The sequence below is a fragment of the Acinetobacter bereziniae LMG 1003 = CIP 70.12 genome (assembly GCF_000368925.1).
In the GTDB taxonomy this organism is placed as follows: domain Bacteria; phylum Pseudomonadota; class Gammaproteobacteria; order Pseudomonadales; family Moraxellaceae; genus Acinetobacter; species Acinetobacter bereziniae.
In genome coordinates this window covers 1,919,702-1,937,383 of the sequence record NZ_KB849756.1, presented here as the reverse complement: position 1 = coordinate 1,937,383, position 17,682 = coordinate 1,919,702, and the positions used below count along the sequence as shown (strand labels likewise).

Annotated in this window: 13 protein-coding genes; 6 read left to right on the top strand and 7 right to left on the bottom strand. The window is 41.1% G+C overall.

Annotated features, from left to right (window positions below; genetic code table 11):
* Positions 1–33: 33 nt before the first annotated feature.
* From aroK to F938_RS18920, 6 genes are all read left to right on the top strand, one after another.
* Positions 34–576, top strand: coding sequence for a shikimate kinase AroK (gene aroK / locus F938_RS24810; protein WP_004825383.1), 543 nt, complete (start codon positions 34–36; stop codon positions 574–576).
* A 36-nt stretch (positions 577–612) separates the two neighbouring features.
* Positions 613–1,692: a 3-dehydroquinate synthase gene (aroB, locus tag F938_RS18940; RefSeq protein WP_005034338.1), complete on the top strand. Its 1,080-nt coding sequence runs from the start codon at positions 613–615 to the stop codon at positions 1,690–1,692.
* Positions 1,693–1,710: 18 nt separating this feature from the next.
* A complete protein-coding gene (locus F938_RS18935) occupies positions 1,711–2,580 on the top strand; it encodes a hypothetical protein (RefSeq protein ID WP_005034336.1) in 870 nt (289 codons plus the stop codon).
* 423 nt (positions 2,581–3,003) lie between these two features.
* On the top strand, positions 3,004–7,479 hold the full coding sequence (gene gltB, locus F938_RS18930; RefSeq protein ID WP_171067102.1) for a glutamate synthase large subunit: 4,476 nt from the start codon (positions 3,004–3,006) through the stop codon (positions 7,477–7,479).
* An 89-nt stretch (positions 7,480–7,568) separates the two neighbouring features.
* Positions 7,569–8,990, top strand: a complete 1,422-nt coding sequence (locus tag F938_RS18925) for an FAD-dependent oxidoreductase (protein ID WP_005034332.1) — start codon at positions 7,569–7,571, stop codon at positions 8,988–8,990.
* A gap of 300 nt (positions 8,991–9,290) precedes the next feature.
* Complete coding sequence (locus F938_RS18920; protein WP_004825372.1) at positions 9,291–10,181, top strand: metal-dependent hydrolase; 891 nt, start codon at positions 9,291–9,293, stop codon at positions 10,179–10,181.
* Positions 10,182–10,226: 45 nt separating this feature from the next.
* Here the strand turns inward: F938_RS18920 and F938_RS18915 are convergent, their stop codons facing one another.
* From F938_RS18915 to F938_RS18885, 7 genes are all read right to left on the bottom strand, one after another.
* Entirely contained in the window at positions 10,227–10,853 is a 627-nt protein-coding gene (locus F938_RS18915; RefSeq protein ID WP_004825370.1) for a riboflavin synthase, read from the bottom strand.
* A gap of 245 nt (positions 10,854–11,098) precedes the next feature.
* A complete protein-coding gene (locus F938_RS18910) occupies positions 11,099–11,479 on the bottom strand; it encodes a Na+/H+ antiporter subunit G (protein ID WP_026040315.1) in 381 nt (126 codons plus the stop codon).
* Between the two features lie 23 nt (positions 11,480–11,502).
* On the bottom strand, positions 11,503–11,778 hold the full coding sequence (locus tag F938_RS18905) for a monovalent cation/H+ antiporter subunit F (RefSeq protein WP_004825367.1): 276 nt from the start codon (positions 11,776–11,778) through the stop codon (positions 11,503–11,505).
* Entirely contained in the window at positions 11,775–12,296 is a 522-nt protein-coding gene (locus F938_RS18900) for a Na+/H+ antiporter subunit E (protein WP_005034327.1), read from the bottom strand. The genes F938_RS18905 and F938_RS18900 overlap by 4 nt, the downstream gene beginning before the upstream one ends.
* Positions 12,297–14,096, bottom strand: a complete 1,800-nt coding sequence (locus F938_RS18895) for a monovalent cation/H+ antiporter subunit D (protein WP_004825363.1) — start codon at positions 14,094–14,096, stop codon at positions 12,297–12,299. It abuts the gene before it with no gap.
* Positions 14,096–14,461, bottom strand: a complete 366-nt coding sequence (locus tag F938_RS18890) for a Na+/H+ antiporter subunit C (protein WP_004825361.1) — start codon at positions 14,459–14,461, stop codon at positions 14,096–14,098. Before F938_RS18890 ends, F938_RS18895 begins: the two co-directional genes overlap by 1 nt.
* 3 nt (positions 14,462–14,464) lie before the next feature.
* The gene (locus F938_RS18885) at positions 14,465–17,302 is read right to left on the bottom strand and encodes a monovalent cation/H+ antiporter subunit A (protein ID WP_005034325.1); all 2,838 of its coding nucleotides are present in this window, start codon (positions 17,300–17,302) and stop codon (positions 14,465–14,467) included.
* Between the last annotated feature and the right edge of the window lie 380 nt (positions 17,303–17,682).

Sequence of the window (17,682 nt, the reverse complement as noted above, 5' to 3'; positions counted from 1 at the left end):
AGTTTCAATGAAAGCAATTCGATAGGTGACTCCTTGCCAAGCAAAGAGTTTGAAACCCTGCCAAATATTTATTTGGTAGGGCCCATGGGAGCGGGAAAAACAACAGTCGGTCGGCATCTTGCGGAACTGTTAGGTCGTGATTTTTTAGATAGCGATCATGAAATAGAAAGAAAAACAGGTGCATCCATTCCTTGGATTTTTGAAAAAGAGGGTGAACAAGGTTTCCGTACTAGAGAAACCATCGTCATTGATGATTTAACCTCCAAAAAGAATTTAGTTGTTGCGACAGGAGGCGGGGCTGTAACGCAAGCCATGAATCGTGAATATCTCAAGCATCGGGGTATTGTGATTTATTTATATACACCTGTAGAAATTCAATTATTGCGTACACATCGAGATAAAAATCGTCCCTTGTTGCAAGTGGAAAATCCTGAAAAAAAATTAAGAGATCTGCTTAAAATTCGTGATCCATTGTATCGAGATGTTGCACATTATATTATTGAAACCAATCAGGGGGCTGCACGAGACTTGGCGCTGAAAATATTGCAGTTGATTGTTTCAAAAGAAATTGTTTAATCGGTAAATTCTTATTCATTGTTATTTGGCAGGATCATGCAAACTTTACATGTTGAACTGGGTGAACGTCGCTATCCAATTTTTATTGGAAGTCATTTAAATCCTCAAGAGTTACTTGAACCTTATATTAAAGGTCGTCAAGTGATGGTAGTGACCAATAGTACTGTTCAGCCTTTATATTTATCGCATTATGTTGAAGCGATTCAACAATTGGGTAAGCAAGTTGCAACATGTGTCCTACCAGATGGTGAAAAATACAAGAATATTGAACATCTCAACTTGATTTTTGATGCTTTACTTGAGGCTGGTTTTAACCGTGATTGTACGGTTTTGGCTTTGGGTGGCGGTGTGATTGGGGATATGGCTGGTTTTGCCTCAGCCTGTTTTCAACGCGGTGTTTATTTTATTCAAGTGCCAACCACACTGTTGTCCCAAGTGGATTCAAGTGTCGGTGGAAAAACAGGAATTAACCACCCACTCGGTAAAAATATGATTGGTGCATTTCAGCAGCCTCAAGTGGTTCTGGCTGATATGGCACAATTGAAAACCCTACCTGCACGGGAACTTTCAGCAGGTTTGGCTGAAGTCATTAAGTATGCGCTGTTGGGAGATGTGGAATTTCTCACTTGGCTAGAAGCACATATGGATGGTTTAGTTGCTCAAGATCCCGAGTTATTGGCAGAAGCCGTCTATCGTTCTTGTGCACATAAAGCTCGCATTGTGGCCAATGATGAAAAAGAACAAGGTGAGCGTGCGCTGTTAAATTTAGGGCATACTTTTGGTCATGCCATTGAGTCTTATCTCGGTTATGGGGTGTGGTTGCATGGAGAAGCGGTTGCAACGGGCATGGTGATGGCTGCTGATTTATCTCATCGTATGGGCTGGATTTCATTTAATGATTTAGTGCGTACAAAAAAAATCATACAACGTGCGCAATTACCTGTAGCATGTCCACAAATTCCATTAGATGAATTTTTGGCTTATATGTCGCATGATAAGAAAGTATTAAATGGTCAACTTCGTTTAATATTGATGAAACAACTCGGGCAAGCTGTCATTACCAATGATTTTGACGTTGAGTTGATGAAACAAGCGATTTTAGCAAATCAAATATAGAAAAAGGTTCGTGTTCAAATGGCAGCAATTCGTACAAATTGGCAAAATATTCGACAATATATTTGGTTGGTTGGTGGATTGCTGTGTCTGGTGATTGCCGTGATTTTTTGGGCAGTCACAGATACTAAAGAATTGGTCACTGTAGAAAATCCGATTGAAGAGACCCAAGTCCAGATTCAACCAGAAAAAGTGGCGGCTACTGCACATTTGGGCGCTTTAATGGATGAGGTGCGTCCACTTGAAATGACCACTCGTGTGGTGACTGCAGGTAATCACGATGCTGAATTTCGTGGAACAAAGTTTTTTCAAGAGAATAAAAAGGCATGGACAATCGAATTGTTCAAAGCTTCAAATGAAGATGTCATTCAAAGTTTTTTACAAAAACAAGCCGATCGTAAAAATTTTATCTATTTCCGTTTAAGTGGCGAAAATCAAACAGAACAGTATGTTTTAGCTTATGGATTATTTAAAACGGATGATCAGGCGAAAGCGCAATTACAACAGTTAAACCTCAAATTGCCTGCATCGATACATCCTCAATCAATTCAATTTGAGAAGTATAGCGCTTTGGTGAATGATTTAGGCGCAGATGAAATGGCAAGCGCCAATAAACTTTATGAAGTTAAATTGAAGTCAGCCCCGTTGCCAGTGGTCGATGAAACTGTATTGGCTCAAGCCAAATCAGCTTTATCATCATTGACCAATTCTTCTGGTGCAAACAATGAAACCACCAAGACGACAATTACTCGTCGTGATGCCTCGGGCAAGGTTGTTGATGTGCAAAAATCAAATTCAACCACTCAAACATCCTCTGGGACAAAAGAATCGAGTGGCGTTGCAACTGAAAAGAAACCTGTAGAGCATGAAGTGAGTGATCCATTTAATTAAATGAGCGCTAAAATGAAGCAAAATAGATCGTGAGATTTATGATTTGCACAAAAATGGTGCTAAAAATGTATTTAAAAGAAACAGCTAATTTTAATCAATATCTTTATTTCACTGTATTTTAGCGATTTGGTGAACAAAAATAAAAACTGGCATATTTTTTGCTTTATTGTTGCGCTAATTGAGTTGATTGTCCCTATTTTGGAGCGAAATGATTTAGTTGGTGTGCGATTTTAAGTCATGATTGGTGCTTTATTTCAGTGCGAAAGCTGTAAAACAATTTTGCAATTAAAGTAAAAAACGGACTGGTATTCGATTTAGACTAAGTGTTTACTTGGTATACGAAAATACTTAAAAATCGTAATTGAGTGTTTGAATGTTTTTCGCCCTCATGGGCCTATGTAGAAAGAAGGGTACGCTATGCACATGCCATCGCCTAATACTGTAGCTCCCGCTCAAGGTTTATACCAACCGGATGAGTTTAAAGATAACTGTGGTTTCGGCTTGATTGCCCATATGCAGGGTGATGCGAGTCATGATTTAGTCAAGACCGCGATTCATAGTCTAAGTTGTATGACACACCGAGGTGGTATTGCCGCAGATGGTAAGACCGGTGATGGTTGTGGTTTACTCTTGGCTATGCCGAAAGCATTTTTTCGTGAAGAAGCAAAGAAAATTAGTGACATTACACTGAGTGAAGTATTTGCAGTCGGTACAGTATTCTTAAACTTAGATCCTGCTCTTGCAGCGCATGCGAAAAAGATTCTCACTAAAGAAATTGAGGATGAAGGTTGTCGTGTGATTGGCTGGCGTGTTATTCCCACCAATAATGATGCATTGGGTTCAATTGCAATGCAGTCTTTGCCTGCGTTCGAACAAATTTTTGTCAACTGCCCAATGGGCGTAACTGAGGTTGAGTTTAACCGTAAGTTACTTATGGCACGTCGTCGTGCTGAACAACAGCTGACTGCTGACCCGTATTTCTATGTCACTACATTGTGCTCTACTGTAATCAGCTATAAAGGTTTGATGATGCCTGCATATATTGCAGAATTCTACAAAGATCTTGCTGATGAACGTTTGGATTCACATATCGTTGTTTTCCATCAACGTTTCTCTACCAATACTTTGCCTCGTTGGCCATTGGCACAGCCTTTCCGTTATTTGGCACATAATGGTGAAATCAATACCATTACAGCAAACCGTAACTGGGCTGTAGCACGTACACCAAAGTTCGAAAACCCTTTATTGCCAGGGATCACAGAGCTTAATCCGATTGTAAATCGGACAGGCTCAGATTCGTCAAGTATGGACAACATGCTTGAGCTTCTTGTTGGCGGTGGTATGGACTTATTCCGTGCATTGCGCATGTTGGTACCACCTGCTTGGCAAAACGTTGAAACTTTAGATGCAGATCTACGTGCATTTTATGAGTTCAACTCAAAGCATATGGAAGCATGGGATGGTCCTGCAGGTCTAGTGATTCAAGATGGTCGCCATGCGATTTGTATGCTTGACCGTAATGGCTTACGTCCTGCGCGTTGGGTGATCACTAAAAATGGCTATATTACATTGGCATCAGAAATTGGTGTATGGGGCTATGAACCTGAAGATGTGGTATCGAAAGGTCGTGTAGGTCCGGGGCAAATTCTTGTGATTGATACATTCACAGGCAAAATGCTGGATACTAAAGACGTCAGTAATCATCTGAAAAAAATGCGTCCATATCGTGAATGGTTGCGTGAAAACTCAGTTCGTGTGCAAGGTAGCCCAGAACTTGAAGAATATTTATGCGATCAAGGCTTAAAAGGCGATGACCTAAAAGCAGCGCAAAAAATGTTTATGGTGACCTTTGAAGAGCGTGACCAACTATTACGTCCAATTGCGGAAAGCGGTCAGGAAGCTGTGGGTTCTATGGGAGATGACACTCCTATGGCTGTGTTGTCACGTCAGATTCGCCATGTCACGGATTACTTCCGTCAGCAATTTGCCCAAGTCACCAATCCACCTATTGACCCACTGCGTGAATCTATCGTGATGTCGTTAGAAACATGTATGGGGCGTGAGCAAAATGTATTTGAACAAGGTCCTGAACATGCAGATCGCTTGATTATTTCAAGCCCTGTCTTGTCAAACTCTAAAATGCATCAGATTCGTACCTTGGGTCGTAAAGGTTATGAAATTGCAGATATTGATTTGAACTATCCTGAAACGGAAGGTCTTGAAGCTGCGATCAGCAGAATCTGTGAAGAATCTGCACAGGCGATTCGTGATGGCAAAACTTTATTGGTAATTTCAGACAAGAAAATCCGTCAGGGTTATCTGCCTGCCAATTCTGCTATGGTAACAGGTGCAATCCATCATTTCCTGATTAATGCAGGTTTGCGTACCGATGCCAACATTATTGTTGAAACTGCTTTAGCACGCGATCCACATCAATTTGCAGTTATTCTTGGTTTTGGTGCTACGGCGATCTACCCATATCTTGCATATGATGTAATCAATGACTTGATTGCAAAAGGTGAGTTATTGGGCGATCCAATCCATGCACAGGCAAATTTCCGTAAAGGCATTGAGAAAGGCTTACTCAAAGTTTTGTCTAAGATGGGAATTTCTACAGTTGCATCTTACCGTGGTGGTCAGCTGTTTGAAGCCGTTGGTTTGTCTGATGAAGTCGTGAATAAGTGTTTCACGGGTGTACCAAGCCGTATTAAAGGTGCAACATTCACTGATCTTGAAAATGATCAGAAAAAATTAGCGGAAACAGCTTGGAAATCTCGTAAACCGATTGACCAAGGTGGCTTACTCAAATTTGTATTTGATAAGGAATATCACGCATTCAATCCAGACGTAATCAATGCTTTGCATAAAGCAGTACGTTCTGGAAACTATGCTGACTTTAAAGAATATGCTGAGTTAGTGAATACACGTCCAATTGCTACAATTCGCGACTTATTAAAACTGAAAACTGAGCATTCTATTCCATTAGAAGCTGTTGAATCGGTTGAAGAAATTTTACCGCGATTTGACTCAGCAGGTATGTCTTTAGGTGCTTTATCGCCTGAAGCGCATGAAGCGATTGCAATTGCAATGAACACTATTGGCGGTCGTTCAAACTCTGGTGAGGGCGGTGAAGATCCTGCACGTTATGGCACGATCCGTAACTCTAAAATTAAGCAGATTGCTTCTGGTCGTTTTGGTGTAACACCTGCATATTTAACATCGGCTGAAGTTTTACAGATTAAAGTAGCCCAAGGTGCGAAACCGGGCGAAGGTGGTCAGTTACCTGGCGGTAAAGTGAATGGTCTAATTGCCCGTTTACGTTACTCAGTGCCTGGTGTGACCTTGATTTCTCCACCACCACATCATGATATTTATTCAATCGAAGATTTATCACAATTGATTTTTGACTTAAAACAAGTCAACCCTCAAGCGATGGTTTCGGTGAAACTGGTTTCAGAGCCTGGCGTAGGTACGATTGCTGCTGGTGTGGCTAAGGCATACGCTGACTTCATTACTATTTCGGGCTATGACGGTGGTACAGCTGCTTCGCCATTATCTTCAATTCATCATGCAGGTTCACCATGGGAATTGGGTCTTTCTGAAGCGCATCAAGCACTTCGTGTCAATGATTTACGTGGCAAAGTTCGTGTACAAACAGATGGCGGTTTGAAAACGGGTCTAGATGTTGTAAAAGCAGCAATTTTAGGTGCGGAAAGCTTCGGTTTCGGTTCAACACCAATGATCGCTTTAGGTTGTAAATACCTGCGTATTTGTCATTTGAACAACTGTGCAACAGGTGTTGCAACGCAACAAGATCATTTACGTCAAGAGCATTATATTGGCGAGCCAGAAATGCTGATTAATTTCTTCCACTTTATTGCGGAAGAAACTCGTGAATGGTTGGCAGCACTCGGTGTAGCATCATTAAAAGACTTGATTGGTCGTACTGATCTGTTGGAAATGTTGCCAGGTGAAACAGAAAAACATGCGCACTTAGACCTGAGTGCATTGTTAGAATCGCATCCATCTGCGGAAGGGAAAGCACAATATTGCCAAGTGCAAGGCAACGAGCCGTTTGATAAAGGTATCCTTGCTGAGAAAATGGTGGCTGAAATGTTACCTGCAATTGAAGCAAGTACTGGTGGTGCGTTCCATTTCACTGTGGGTAACTGTGACCGTTCGATTGGTGCGCGTTTGTCTGGTGAAATCGCAAAACGTTATGGCAACTTGGGTATGGAAGCACACCCAGTTAAAGTGAATTTAACCGGTACAGCAGGACAATCATTGGGTGTTTGGAATGCGGGTGGTTTGCATATTAGCCTTGAAGGTGATGCAAACGATTATGTTGGTAAAGGTATGGCAGGTGGTCGAGTTTCGATCTTCCCACCAAAAGGTTCACCATTCCAAACCCAAGAAACAGCGATTATTGGTAATACATGTTTGTATGGTGCGACAGGCGGTAAATTATTTGCAGCAGGTACAGCAGGTGAGCGTTTCGCTGTACGTAACTCTGGCGCATTTGCTGTTATTGAAGGCGCTGGCGACCATTGCTGTGAATATATGACTGGCGGTATCGTGACTGTGCTCGGCAAAGTTGGTCACAACTTTGGCGCAGGTATGACTGGTGGTTTTGCTTATGTACTTGACTTGGACAATGACTTCGTCGATTACTACAACCACGAATTAATTGAGTTAAACCGTATTTCTACAGAAGCGATGGAAGAACATCAAGAATTCTTACTTCGCATCTTAGATGAACATATTGCTGAAACAGGTAGTGCTTGGGCGTACAAGATCCGCAACGAGTTTGATTTCTATAGCCGTAAATTCTGGTTAGTGAAACCAAAAGCTGCTAATTTGCAAACGCTTTTGAAGACAACTCAAGCAGATCCACAATAATTCCACTACTCATATTTTAGGTAGGTGTGGATAACTTCACAGATATACACAAGTGAAAAAGTTATCCACGCTCACCCACGGAGAGAGACATGGCAGAGCGCCTAAATAATGACTTTCAATTTCTGGATGTAGCACGCCAAGATCCAGAGAAAAAAGATATTAATGTCCGCAAAGCAGAGTTTGTGGAAATTTATAAACCTTTTACAGCGGAAGTGGCAGCAAACCAAACCCACCGTTGTTTAGGCTGTGGTAACCCGTATTGTGAATGGAAATGTCCTGTACATAACTATATTCCAAACTGGTTAAAGCTGATTGCAGAAGGGCGTATTTTCCAAGCTGCAGAGCTTTGCCATCAAACCAATACATTGCCTGAAGTCTGTGGTCGTGTTTGCCCACAAGATCGTTTATGTGAGGGTGCTTGTACCTTAAACGATGGTTTTGGTGCTGTAACCATTGGTAATGCGGAAAAATATATCAACGATACTGCCTTTGCTTTAGGCTGGCGTCCAGATATGTCCTCAGTAAAATGGACCGACAAAAAAGTTGCAATTATTGGTGCAGGTCCAGCCGGTTTAGGTTGTGCAGATATTTTGGTACGTAATGGGGTAAAACCTGTTGTTTTTGATAAACGTCCTGAAATCGGTGGTTTACTTACATTTGGTATTCCAGAATTCAAAATGGAAAAGGATGTAATGAAACGCCGCCGTGAGATCTTCACCGGTATGGGCGTTGAATTCCGCTTGAATACTGAAATTGGTACAGACATCACCATTGACCAATTACTCGTAGACTATGACGCTGTATTCATGGGTATGGGAACATATACCTACATGAAAGGCGGCTTTGCAGGTGAAGATTTTGATGGCGTTTATGATGCGCTGGATTTCTTGATCGCCAATGTAAATCGTACACAAGGCTGGGAAAAAGATCCATCTGAATACATCAGCGTTCAGGGCAAAAAAGTCATCGTTCTTGGCGGTGGTGATACTGCGATGGACTGTAACCGTACTTCAATCCGTCAAGGTGCTGAAACGGTCACTTGTGCTTACCGTCGTGATGAAGAAAACATGCCAGGTTCTCGCCGTGAAGTGAAGAATGCGCGTGAGGAAGGTGTGGAATTCCAATTCAATCGTCAACCGATTGAAATCGTAGGCGAAAATGGTAAAGTGACAGGTGTTAAATTTGTAACGACTCAACTCAGCCAGCCAGATAGCCGTGGTCGTCGTAGCCCTGAACCGATTCCGGGTTCTGAAGAAGTTTTACCAGCAGATGCTGTATTGCTTGCTTTTGGTTTCCGTACTTCTCCAGCGGATTGGTTTGCAGGCGCAAACATAGATTTAGATGGTTCTGGTCGAGTACTTGCTGCTGAAAAGCAAGAATTTAAATTCCAAACCTCTAACCCAAAAATCTTTGCAGGTGGTGATATGGTTCGTGGTTCTGACTTGGTTGTGACCGCAATCTGGGAAGGTCGTGAAGCAGCGGAAGGTATTTTGGATTACCTTGATGTTTGATTTTTAAACGCTCAACATTCAAAGACCCATTTCCAAAGCCTGCGTCATCGCAGGCTTTGTTTTTGTCGGAACTTTGTAGGTTTTAGTGACAAAATATAAATCATTATAAAAGCTTTATTTTTATCCTAATTTATTGATTTTTAAATTTTTATCCCATATTTCAAAAAGGTTTTTATCAATGTTTATCTGGCTTTTTTGACATAGTGAGCATTTTTGCTACTTGATGAATGATTCTGCAATATACAAATATTGAGATTGTGCCAATATAGGTTAAATTCAGACAAATGTAGGATTAGATCGATGTCAACAGTTCAAGTGACGGCAGAAAAATCATATCTAAATCGTCCTAAAGCTATTGGTATTAAAGTCCGTAAACCAAGCTTTAACCCTAAAGCCATTCGTAGACATTTTTTTGCGAATTCACCCGTGATGTCACACTTACTCACGGCATTATCTTCGACTTTTCCAATTGGTGAGCAATTCTTTGTGCATAGTGTCCGCAATGTGCGTGACAAAATTACAGATGAAAAATTACAGGCACAAATCGCTGCATTCATTGGGCAAGAAGCGATGCATTCCAAAGCACATACAGAATTCAATGATGCATGGCGTCGTGATGATTATAACCTCGATAGTTTTCAAGCATGGTTAGCGCGCCGCGATGCATTTATAAAAAGTGTACATCCAAAATTACAGCTTGCAGTCACCGCTGCTTTTGAACACTTTACTGCCTTGTTGGGAGGCTATATTTTGCGACATCCTGAAGTTTTAAGTACATTGGATGATGATGCTGTCAAACTTTGGGTATGGCATGCCATTGAGGAAATCGAGCATCGTTCAGTGGCTTTTGATGTATATCAGGCGATTTATAAGGATGATCGTACTCGTCGTACAGTCATGCGCAATGTAACCACAGGTTTTGCAAGTTTAACGTTCTATTCTGCAACACGTTTGTTTATGCAAGACTGGAAAAAAAGTTTGCCGAAAGTACCACAAAATATTTTTGGAATTTATATGATTTCTAAGATGCTGATTTCATTGATTCCAGAATATTTGTCTTATTACAAAGCTGATTTTCATCCAGATGAAATTGATTATTCAAAGATTGTTGCTTATTGGAAGGAAAAGTTGGCGGATGATTATGGAATGGAAAGTTTCCAAGAAGAAGTTCATCCACCGCTGTATAGTTAAGGATTGATTCGCACTTGAAAAGCCAATGATTTATATTGGCTTTTTTTATTTTTCATTGAGACGTTGATGGATACTTTCTAAAGTATCCACCATAGTACGGGTCATTTGGTCGATTTCATAATTGAGTTTTCCACCGATTTGGACATGTTTAAAGGTGGTCAATCTTAAGGTTTCTGGAATTAAATCCACGGATATTTCATTGCTTTGTCGATCAACTCGATTGACTGTTAGGCTACAACCTTGCAGCCCAATAAAACCTTTTTTAAAGAAGTATTTGATATTTTCATCAGGGATGACAAGATCAATATGTACAGTCTCACCTGTATGGATAACATCTTTAATGGTTGCCATACCTTCAATATGTCCATAAAGATTGTGTCCACCATTTTCCATTCCAGCTTTAATCGACCTTTCGATATTGACTTGATCGCCAATGTTTAAAAATTGTAGTGTGGTCAGCGATGTGGTGAGTGCTGAGACATCAAATGACACCGTATGTAACACGGTATCATAACCTGTTGCGGTTAAGCATGTTCCATCAATTGCAACACTTGCTCCAATAAATATATCGTCGAAAAAGTGATTTTCATTGGAAATATAAAGGGTTGTAAAGTGATCGCTATGTCGGATATTGACCACTTTTTCTAAGCCTTGAACAATGCCAGTATACATACTCAATCTCATTTATTAAGCTGATTTTATTGTACATGTTTCAGTGCATTGGCATAGCGTTGAATTTTAAATTTATGTGGAGTAGTGTTCTAATTTCTTATTTTAGAAGGCTTAGTATTGCCTTATTAATATTAAGTCAATTATCTTGAAATGTGACTTCATTTACTGGGAGTTCTTGTGTTAAGGCGCGGTATGAGGCAGTGTTAAAACTGAATCTTTAACACTGCTTTTAAGCTCAAGGTGGATTAAATATCCTCCTTAAATTGTTTGATGATTTTCTGACGTTGCCAAGGTAAAGGGCGATTGATTGCTTCAGGAACATCGCCAGAGGTAGAACGGAGTCGTAAATGGATTGCGGCTTGCGCAATTAAGTTTGCAGATACAGGTGCTGTAATAAAAGCCAATAAGGTGATGAGCAGTTCTGCAAAACCTAAGCGACTATTGAATGCGGCATAAATCATACCTGCAAGCAGAAAGCTGCCTAAACCTAAAGTACTGGATTTTGTGGGCGCATGAAGTCGCATAAATAAGTCAGGCAGTTTGACCATCCCGATACCACCCACCAAAGTAAAAAATGCACCAATGATGAGGAAGAATGAAACGATAATTTCCATGATGAGTTGCATATTATTTTCCATGATCGTCCTCCTTAATCAATAACATGACCCGTTGTAAAATAACGAGCCAGCGCTGCAGTTGAAACAAAGCCAAGCATGGCGACCAAAAGTGCACCTTCAAACATCGAGGTGCTGGCCCAGTAAATCCCCAAAATAACGATTAAGCAGGTCGCATTTAAAAACAAGGTATCTAGTGCCAATAAGCGATCTACAATCGAAGGTCCCATCACCAAACGGATTAAACACAGCAACATAGAGAGCGTGACAGCAACGAGGCAGATGCCTAACGCATAAGGCAGGATACTCATGAGCGTTCTCCTTGTTGAAGGTCAAATATCTCGATTAACGGGACTTCATAGCGTGCTTTAATCGCTTGGATTTCAGCATCCACATCATCACAACTTAAGGCATGAACCAAAATGTCACCACGCTCTTGATCTATCCCCGCACTGACAGTTCCGGGGGTGGTGGTAATAATCATTGCCAACAGGGTATTGACGTGTTCATGATCAGTGTCTAAAGGAATCCGAAACCACTTCGGTTGGAGATTTTTTGTGGGTCCCAAAACCTGTTTTGCGACTTTAATATTACTGATGATAATGTCCCATAGCACTACAAAGAATAATTGAATTGCACTTTTCCAATGAATATTCGGGGTGCAAACAATAAAGGGTTGGATCAATTTGGGAATAATCAAGCCTAGAGCGATTGCAACCACAATGTCAAAACTTTCAGCGCTATGATTCAGCATCAGCCAACTCATTGCCACAATCACCGATACAAAGGGATGTGGCACTATACGGGTCAATAATGATTGATTTTGCATTTATTGCTCCATTGGCTTCAGTTGATTATTTTCCGTATGCTGCTGTTCCTGTCCTTTGATTTGACGTTGCTTATACTCGGAGATATGTTCACCTTGTAGCGTATCTGGGCTAATAATATAAGGAATATAATGCGCGTTTGGATCGACCATTTCACCATTGTATTTGGTTTCAGGAACATAGTTTGGATCGAACGGTTGGACACTAATGGTTTGTCCTTGTTCATCAGTTTTTAAAATACCATGTTGATACAAAGAGGCATCAGTAATTTGTGCTGCTGTTTTTTCAACATAATTTAAAATCGGTGCGGCACAGACGACATAGGCAATTAAACCTGCCAATAGCAGATAAATCGTTTTATCGTTGCGTGGCGGTGCTTGATTTGGCAAAGCTTGATAAGCAGCATAAGCCTCTTCTTTAGGATTATTTTCAGGTGCAGTTGCACGCCAAAACAGAATGAATCCGACGCGGGTAAAAGCAATAATACTCAATAGGCTGACGATTAAAATCACCGCAATAATCCAGCCTTGCGCTGCCATATTTGCAGTGGCTTGCAAAATCAAAACCTTGCCTAAAAAGCCACTAAATGGCGGTAAGCCAGCCATCATCAATGCAATCACAAAGAATGTCATTGCCAATACTTTGTCTTGCTTCATTTTAGGTGCAACTTTGAGGTGATCTTTCATTGCACCACGTTGTGAAGTAATCCAGCCACACACTAAGTAGAACGATGCTGCAATCACAGTACTATGCACAAGATAATATAAACCTGCCGACCATGCTTGTGTATTCAGCATTGCAATAGCAACTAAGATTGTGCCAATCGAAGACAGTATCATAAAGCCGACGAAACGACGCAAACGCTCTGCAGCCAGCGCTCCAATGACCCCATAAAGTGAAGTCAGCAAACCAATCGGCAGTAACCATGTTTGAAGAAAATGCGCAGCTAAAGCATCATTAAACACTGTGCCATTAACGCGTAAAATCGCATACACACCGACTTTGGTCATAATCGTAAAAATGGCAGCAACAGGTGTTGTTGCGACAGCATAAGTTTTTGGTAGCCAAAAACCGACAGGTAACATGGCTGCCTTAATTCCAAAGACCACGAACAGTAGTAAACCACCCGCTACGGCAAGTCGATGTTGATCGTTGTCTAAAGTCGGTAACAATCGTCCTACATCTGCCATATTTAAACTACCCACACTGCCATAAATCATTCCTAATCCAATCAAGAACAGGGCAGAAGCAAGTAGGTTAATCGTGACGTAATGTATACCAAGTTGAAAACGTGCTTTGCCTTGACCATGTAATAGCAATACATAAGATGCCATTAACAATATTTCAAAGAACACGAAGAGGTTGAATAAATCGCCTGTTAAAAATGCACCACTTAATCCCATCAGCAATAGATGGAACATGGCATGGAAGTAGCGACCACGCTCATCCCATTCCTTACTGGCAAACCATAAAATTGGGGTTGCAAGCGCGTAGGTAAGCACCAACATTAATGCGGATAAACGATCAAGCACCAAGACAATACCAAATGGTGCGGACCATTCAGCCAATTGATAAACAAATATTTTTCCAGTATTGGCTTGAAGCAGATAAGCAATAGCAGTCGCAAGTCCGAGAACAATAGAAACTAAACTCAGACCACGACGCCAAGGCTGCCGCCAATCATGTTTTAAAGCCCCAGAACCAGGATTGCCCAGTAAAATGAGTAAGAAACCAGTAAATGCTGGAATCAACACACTCATAATCGGAGAGTGAGCATACCAAAAATCTAAAAAGCTGCTCATTACGGCTCATCCTCACGTGGGTCAAAACTACTTGGTTCCTCTTTTGCATCGACATGGTCAGTACCCGATTCATATCGGCTACGCAATGCCAATTGCACGATAAAAGCTGTGGTTGCAAAGCCAATCACAATTGCTGTGAGTACCAATGCTTGTGGTAAAGGATCAGTGACTTTTGTTGCCTGAATGAGAATGGCAGGTGAGCTGATTTGTATTCTTCCCATTGCGAATAGAAAAATATTCACGGCATAACCAATCATTGCCAATCCAAGTACAACAGGAAAGGTACGAGCTCGAAGAATAAGGTAAATACCAGAGGCAACCAATAATCCAATCGCAGATGCAATTAAAAATTCTAAACTGATCATGCATTACTCCTTGGGTACTGGACCAGACATACTGGAATGTCTAGAGTCGCCTAAAACAGAAATGAGTAACATTGTTGCACCAACCACAGTGCCATATACACCAAGATCGAATGCGGCGGCAGAAGCAAGGTGGAATGTACCAAATAGGCTTGATTCCACATAGACATGTGCGCTGGTGAGGAAAGGACGAGCCCATAACCATGAAGCAATGCCTGACAGCCCTGCAATCAATAATCCTAATCCAATCCAGACTTCATAAAGTCGACCAGATTTTGCTCGCAGCATTTTCTCCGCTTGGTCTTGTCCGAGTGCAATGTATTGAATCACCAGTGCCATTGAGGTAATTAAACCCGCAATAAAGCCACCCCCTGGATAATTATGTCCACGTAGAAAAATATACAAACTGACCACCAATGCAACAGGAAGTACCCATGAAGCGGTCATACGGAACATTAAAGGCGACGGGTTAAAACGATAGCTTAATCCTTTTGTCATGGTTGTACCGTGTGTACGCATCCCATCCATCATGCAGAGTGCACCAATCGCTGCGATACCTAATACGGCAATTTCTCCAAAGGTATCGAAACCACGGAAATCGACCAAAATGACATTGACGATATTTGAACCACCACCCAATGGAAGCGACTGTTGTACAAAGAACCATGAAATTGAATTGTGATCACGTGTCATGATCAACCATGCGATCCAACCGATTCCAATACCTCCACCAATGGCAAGCACAGCATCACGCCAACGTCGTGTACGGCTTGATTCATAAGGTGTCAATTGAGGAAGAAGGGACAAACTCATCAACAACAGTACGGTGGTGACCACATCTACAGTAATTTGTGTCAGTGCAAGATCAGGTGCTGAGAGCGTCACAAAAATCATGGTGACGACCAGACCAATTGCACCACTAATTAAAACTGCCTTGATCCGTTCATGATGGAACCACAACATCATCCAACATGCAGAGAACAGCAACAACCAAAGGACGATTGCTGTGAATGGTGCATGTGTCAGTTCCCGTGTTCCTGTAGTGAGGTTTTGGTTGAGTAGCGGGGCAGCAACTAAAGCAATACTTAAGGCTAGAATCAACAACAGATAATTTTGTAATGAACCTGTTTCAGTATTTTTCTTTACTTTGCGGGATAGCGATAACAGATTTTTCAGGAAGTCTTCAAATAATAATTTCCCTTGTAAACGCCCTAAACTTGGGTCAAGGTCAATTTCACGAATTCGCCCACCTTTGGCTAAAGCAAAGTAGAAAATCACACCACCGATGAGGGCAATCGCACTCATCAGTAAAGGCAGATTAAAACCATGCCAAATGGCTAAATGAACACCTTCAAAGTTTGACAGCTGTGTAGAGGCACGTGTTCCTGCATTGACGATATTTTCCACCAAAAGTGCAGGAAGAATACCCACTAGAATACATAACGTTGCCAAGATAATTGCCGGTAAGCGCATGCCAAGCGGAGGTTCATGCGCATTTTTGTTGGGCACATCACGTCCTACATCACCATCAAAAAATACACCATGTACAAGACGTACCGAATAAGCTACTGCAAAGAGACCTGCCAATGTTGCAAGGATTGCAGCTAAAACAACATAGCCACCAGATAAGTTCGCCAATAATTCTGTAAAGAACATTTCTTTAGAAATAAAACCATTGGTGAGTGGTACACCTGCCATACTGGCAGCAGTAATCATGGTCAATGTTGCAGTAAAAGGAAGCAGTTGCCACAATCCACTGAGCTTTCTTAAGTCACGTGTACCTGATTCATGATCAATGATGCCTGCAATCATGAACAAAGCAGCTTTAAACGTTGCATGGTTAATAATATGGAAAATTGCAGCTGCAACAGCTAATGGTGAGCCAATGCCCAATAGGCACATGATCAGACCTAAATGACTAATCGTTGAGTAGGCCAGTAACCCTTTTAAATCTTCTTTAAAAATGGCAAAGAATGCTGCCATACATAAGGTAAATAATCCAATAGTGGTCACGAGGTTATGAAACAACGCTGAACCCACAAAAATCGGAAGCAAGCGAGCAACAAGGAAAATCCCTGCTTTGACCATAGTTGCTGAATGTAAATACGCCGATACAGGCGTTGGGGCTGCCATTGCATTTGGAAGCCAAAAGTGAAACGGAAATTGTGCACTTTTGGTAAATGCACCCAATAAAATCAATAATAAGGCAGGAACAAATAAACCACTATTTTGAATTGTTGTTGTCATTGTGGTGAGTTGGTCAATTTGATAGGTTCCTGCAATATGACCAATTAAAATAAAACCCCCCAGCATGGCTAAGCCACCCATCCCGGTGATGGTCATTGCCATACGTGCGCCACGTTGCGCTGCTTCGTAATTACTCCAATAACCCACAAGCAAGAATGATGAAATACTGGTCAGCTCCCAGAACACCAATAATATGATGAGGTTGTTTGATAGAGAAATACCCAGCATCGCTGCCATGAATAGCATCAATAATGAATAAAGTTTGCTGAGAGAGTTTTTAGGATTTAAATAATAGTAAGCATAGATATAAATCAGGGTGCCAATACCCGTGATCAGCAATGAAAAAATTAAACTTAATGCATCTAAACGAAAGCTAAAATCAATCCCAATTTGGGGTAACCATTGCCATTGTTCTAAAATGGCATTGCCGCTCAATACTGTTTTTGCCTGAGTCAGTAGCAGTACGAAACTGCTTAAACTGACCCCGATTGCCCCTAAAGCTGTTACCCCTCGAGAGAATTGCTTCAGCCACAGGACAAGGGTAGTGCCAAGTATTAACGGTAATAGAATAATAATCGGAAGCACACGCGTATCCATTATCGTGAATAGGTCGTGAAACCTATGTGAATCTTATCTTTCAAGGATTTGAGGAATGCAAGGAACAGTCCAATAACTTAAATCTTGAAAGCCGAGTTAAATTAATGAGTAAAAATCAGTTGTGTTGCGCAACATGAGAAAACGATTAGAAAATCAATTAAGATTGAAAAATCTAATTTGAATTGATTTTTTCATAGTATTACATGCGCAGAATAACATCAATTTATTTTGTCAGTTTTTGCGCAAACATTTGTAATTATACGCTTATGATCGCATTTGGCTGTCTAATCTTTAAGCCATGCGTCACAATCTATAGGTTTTATCGTCCTTGCTAAAAAATCAGGTAAAAGCAAAGAACATCATGATTTGAGAATGATGAA

What these genes read in the sequence shown, in the direction of transcription:
- F938_RS18910 (WP_026040315.1), bottom strand. Translation starts at nt 11,479, where the DNA reads ATGCAACTCATCATGGAAATTATCGTTTCATTCTTCCTCATCATTGGT.
- F938_RS18890 (WP_004825361.1), bottom strand. Translation starts at nt 14,461, where the DNA reads ATGATCAGTTTAGAATTTTTAATTGCATCTGCGATTGGATTATTGGTT.
- F938_RS18935 (WP_005034336.1), top strand. Translation starts at nt 1,711, where the DNA reads ATGGCAGCAATTCGTACAAATTGGCAAAATATTCGACAATATATTTGG.
- gltB (WP_171067102.1), top strand. Translation starts at nt 3,004, where the DNA reads ATGCCATCGCCTAATACTGTAGCTCCCGCTCAAGGTTTATACCAACCG.
- F938_RS18885 (WP_005034325.1), bottom strand. Translation starts at nt 17,302, where the DNA reads ATGGATACGCGTGTGCTTCCGATTATTATTCTATTACCGTTAATACTT.
- F938_RS18905 (WP_004825367.1), bottom strand. Translation starts at nt 11,778, where the DNA reads ATGAGTATCCTGCCTTATGCGTTAGGCATCTGCCTCGTTGCTGTCACG.
- F938_RS18900 (WP_005034327.1), bottom strand. Translation starts at nt 12,296, where the DNA reads ATGCAAAATCAATCATTATTGACCCGTATAGTGCCACATCCCTTTGTA.
- aroB (WP_005034338.1), top strand. Translation starts at nt 613, where the DNA reads ATGCAAACTTTACATGTTGAACTGGGTGAACGTCGCTATCCAATTTTT.
- F938_RS18915 (WP_004825370.1), bottom strand. Translation starts at nt 10,853, where the DNA reads ATGTATACTGGCATTGTTCAAGGCTTAGAAAAAGTGGTCAATATCCGA.
- F938_RS18925 (WP_005034332.1), top strand. Translation starts at nt 7,569, where the DNA reads ATGGCAGAGCGCCTAAATAATGACTTTCAATTTCTGGATGTAGCACGC.
- F938_RS18895 (WP_004825363.1), bottom strand. Translation starts at nt 14,096, where the DNA reads ATGAGCAGCTTTTTAGATTTTTGGTATGCTCACTCTCCGATTATGAGT.
- F938_RS18920 (WP_004825372.1), top strand. Translation starts at nt 9,291, where the DNA reads ATGTCAACAGTTCAAGTGACGGCAGAAAAATCATATCTAAATCGTCCT.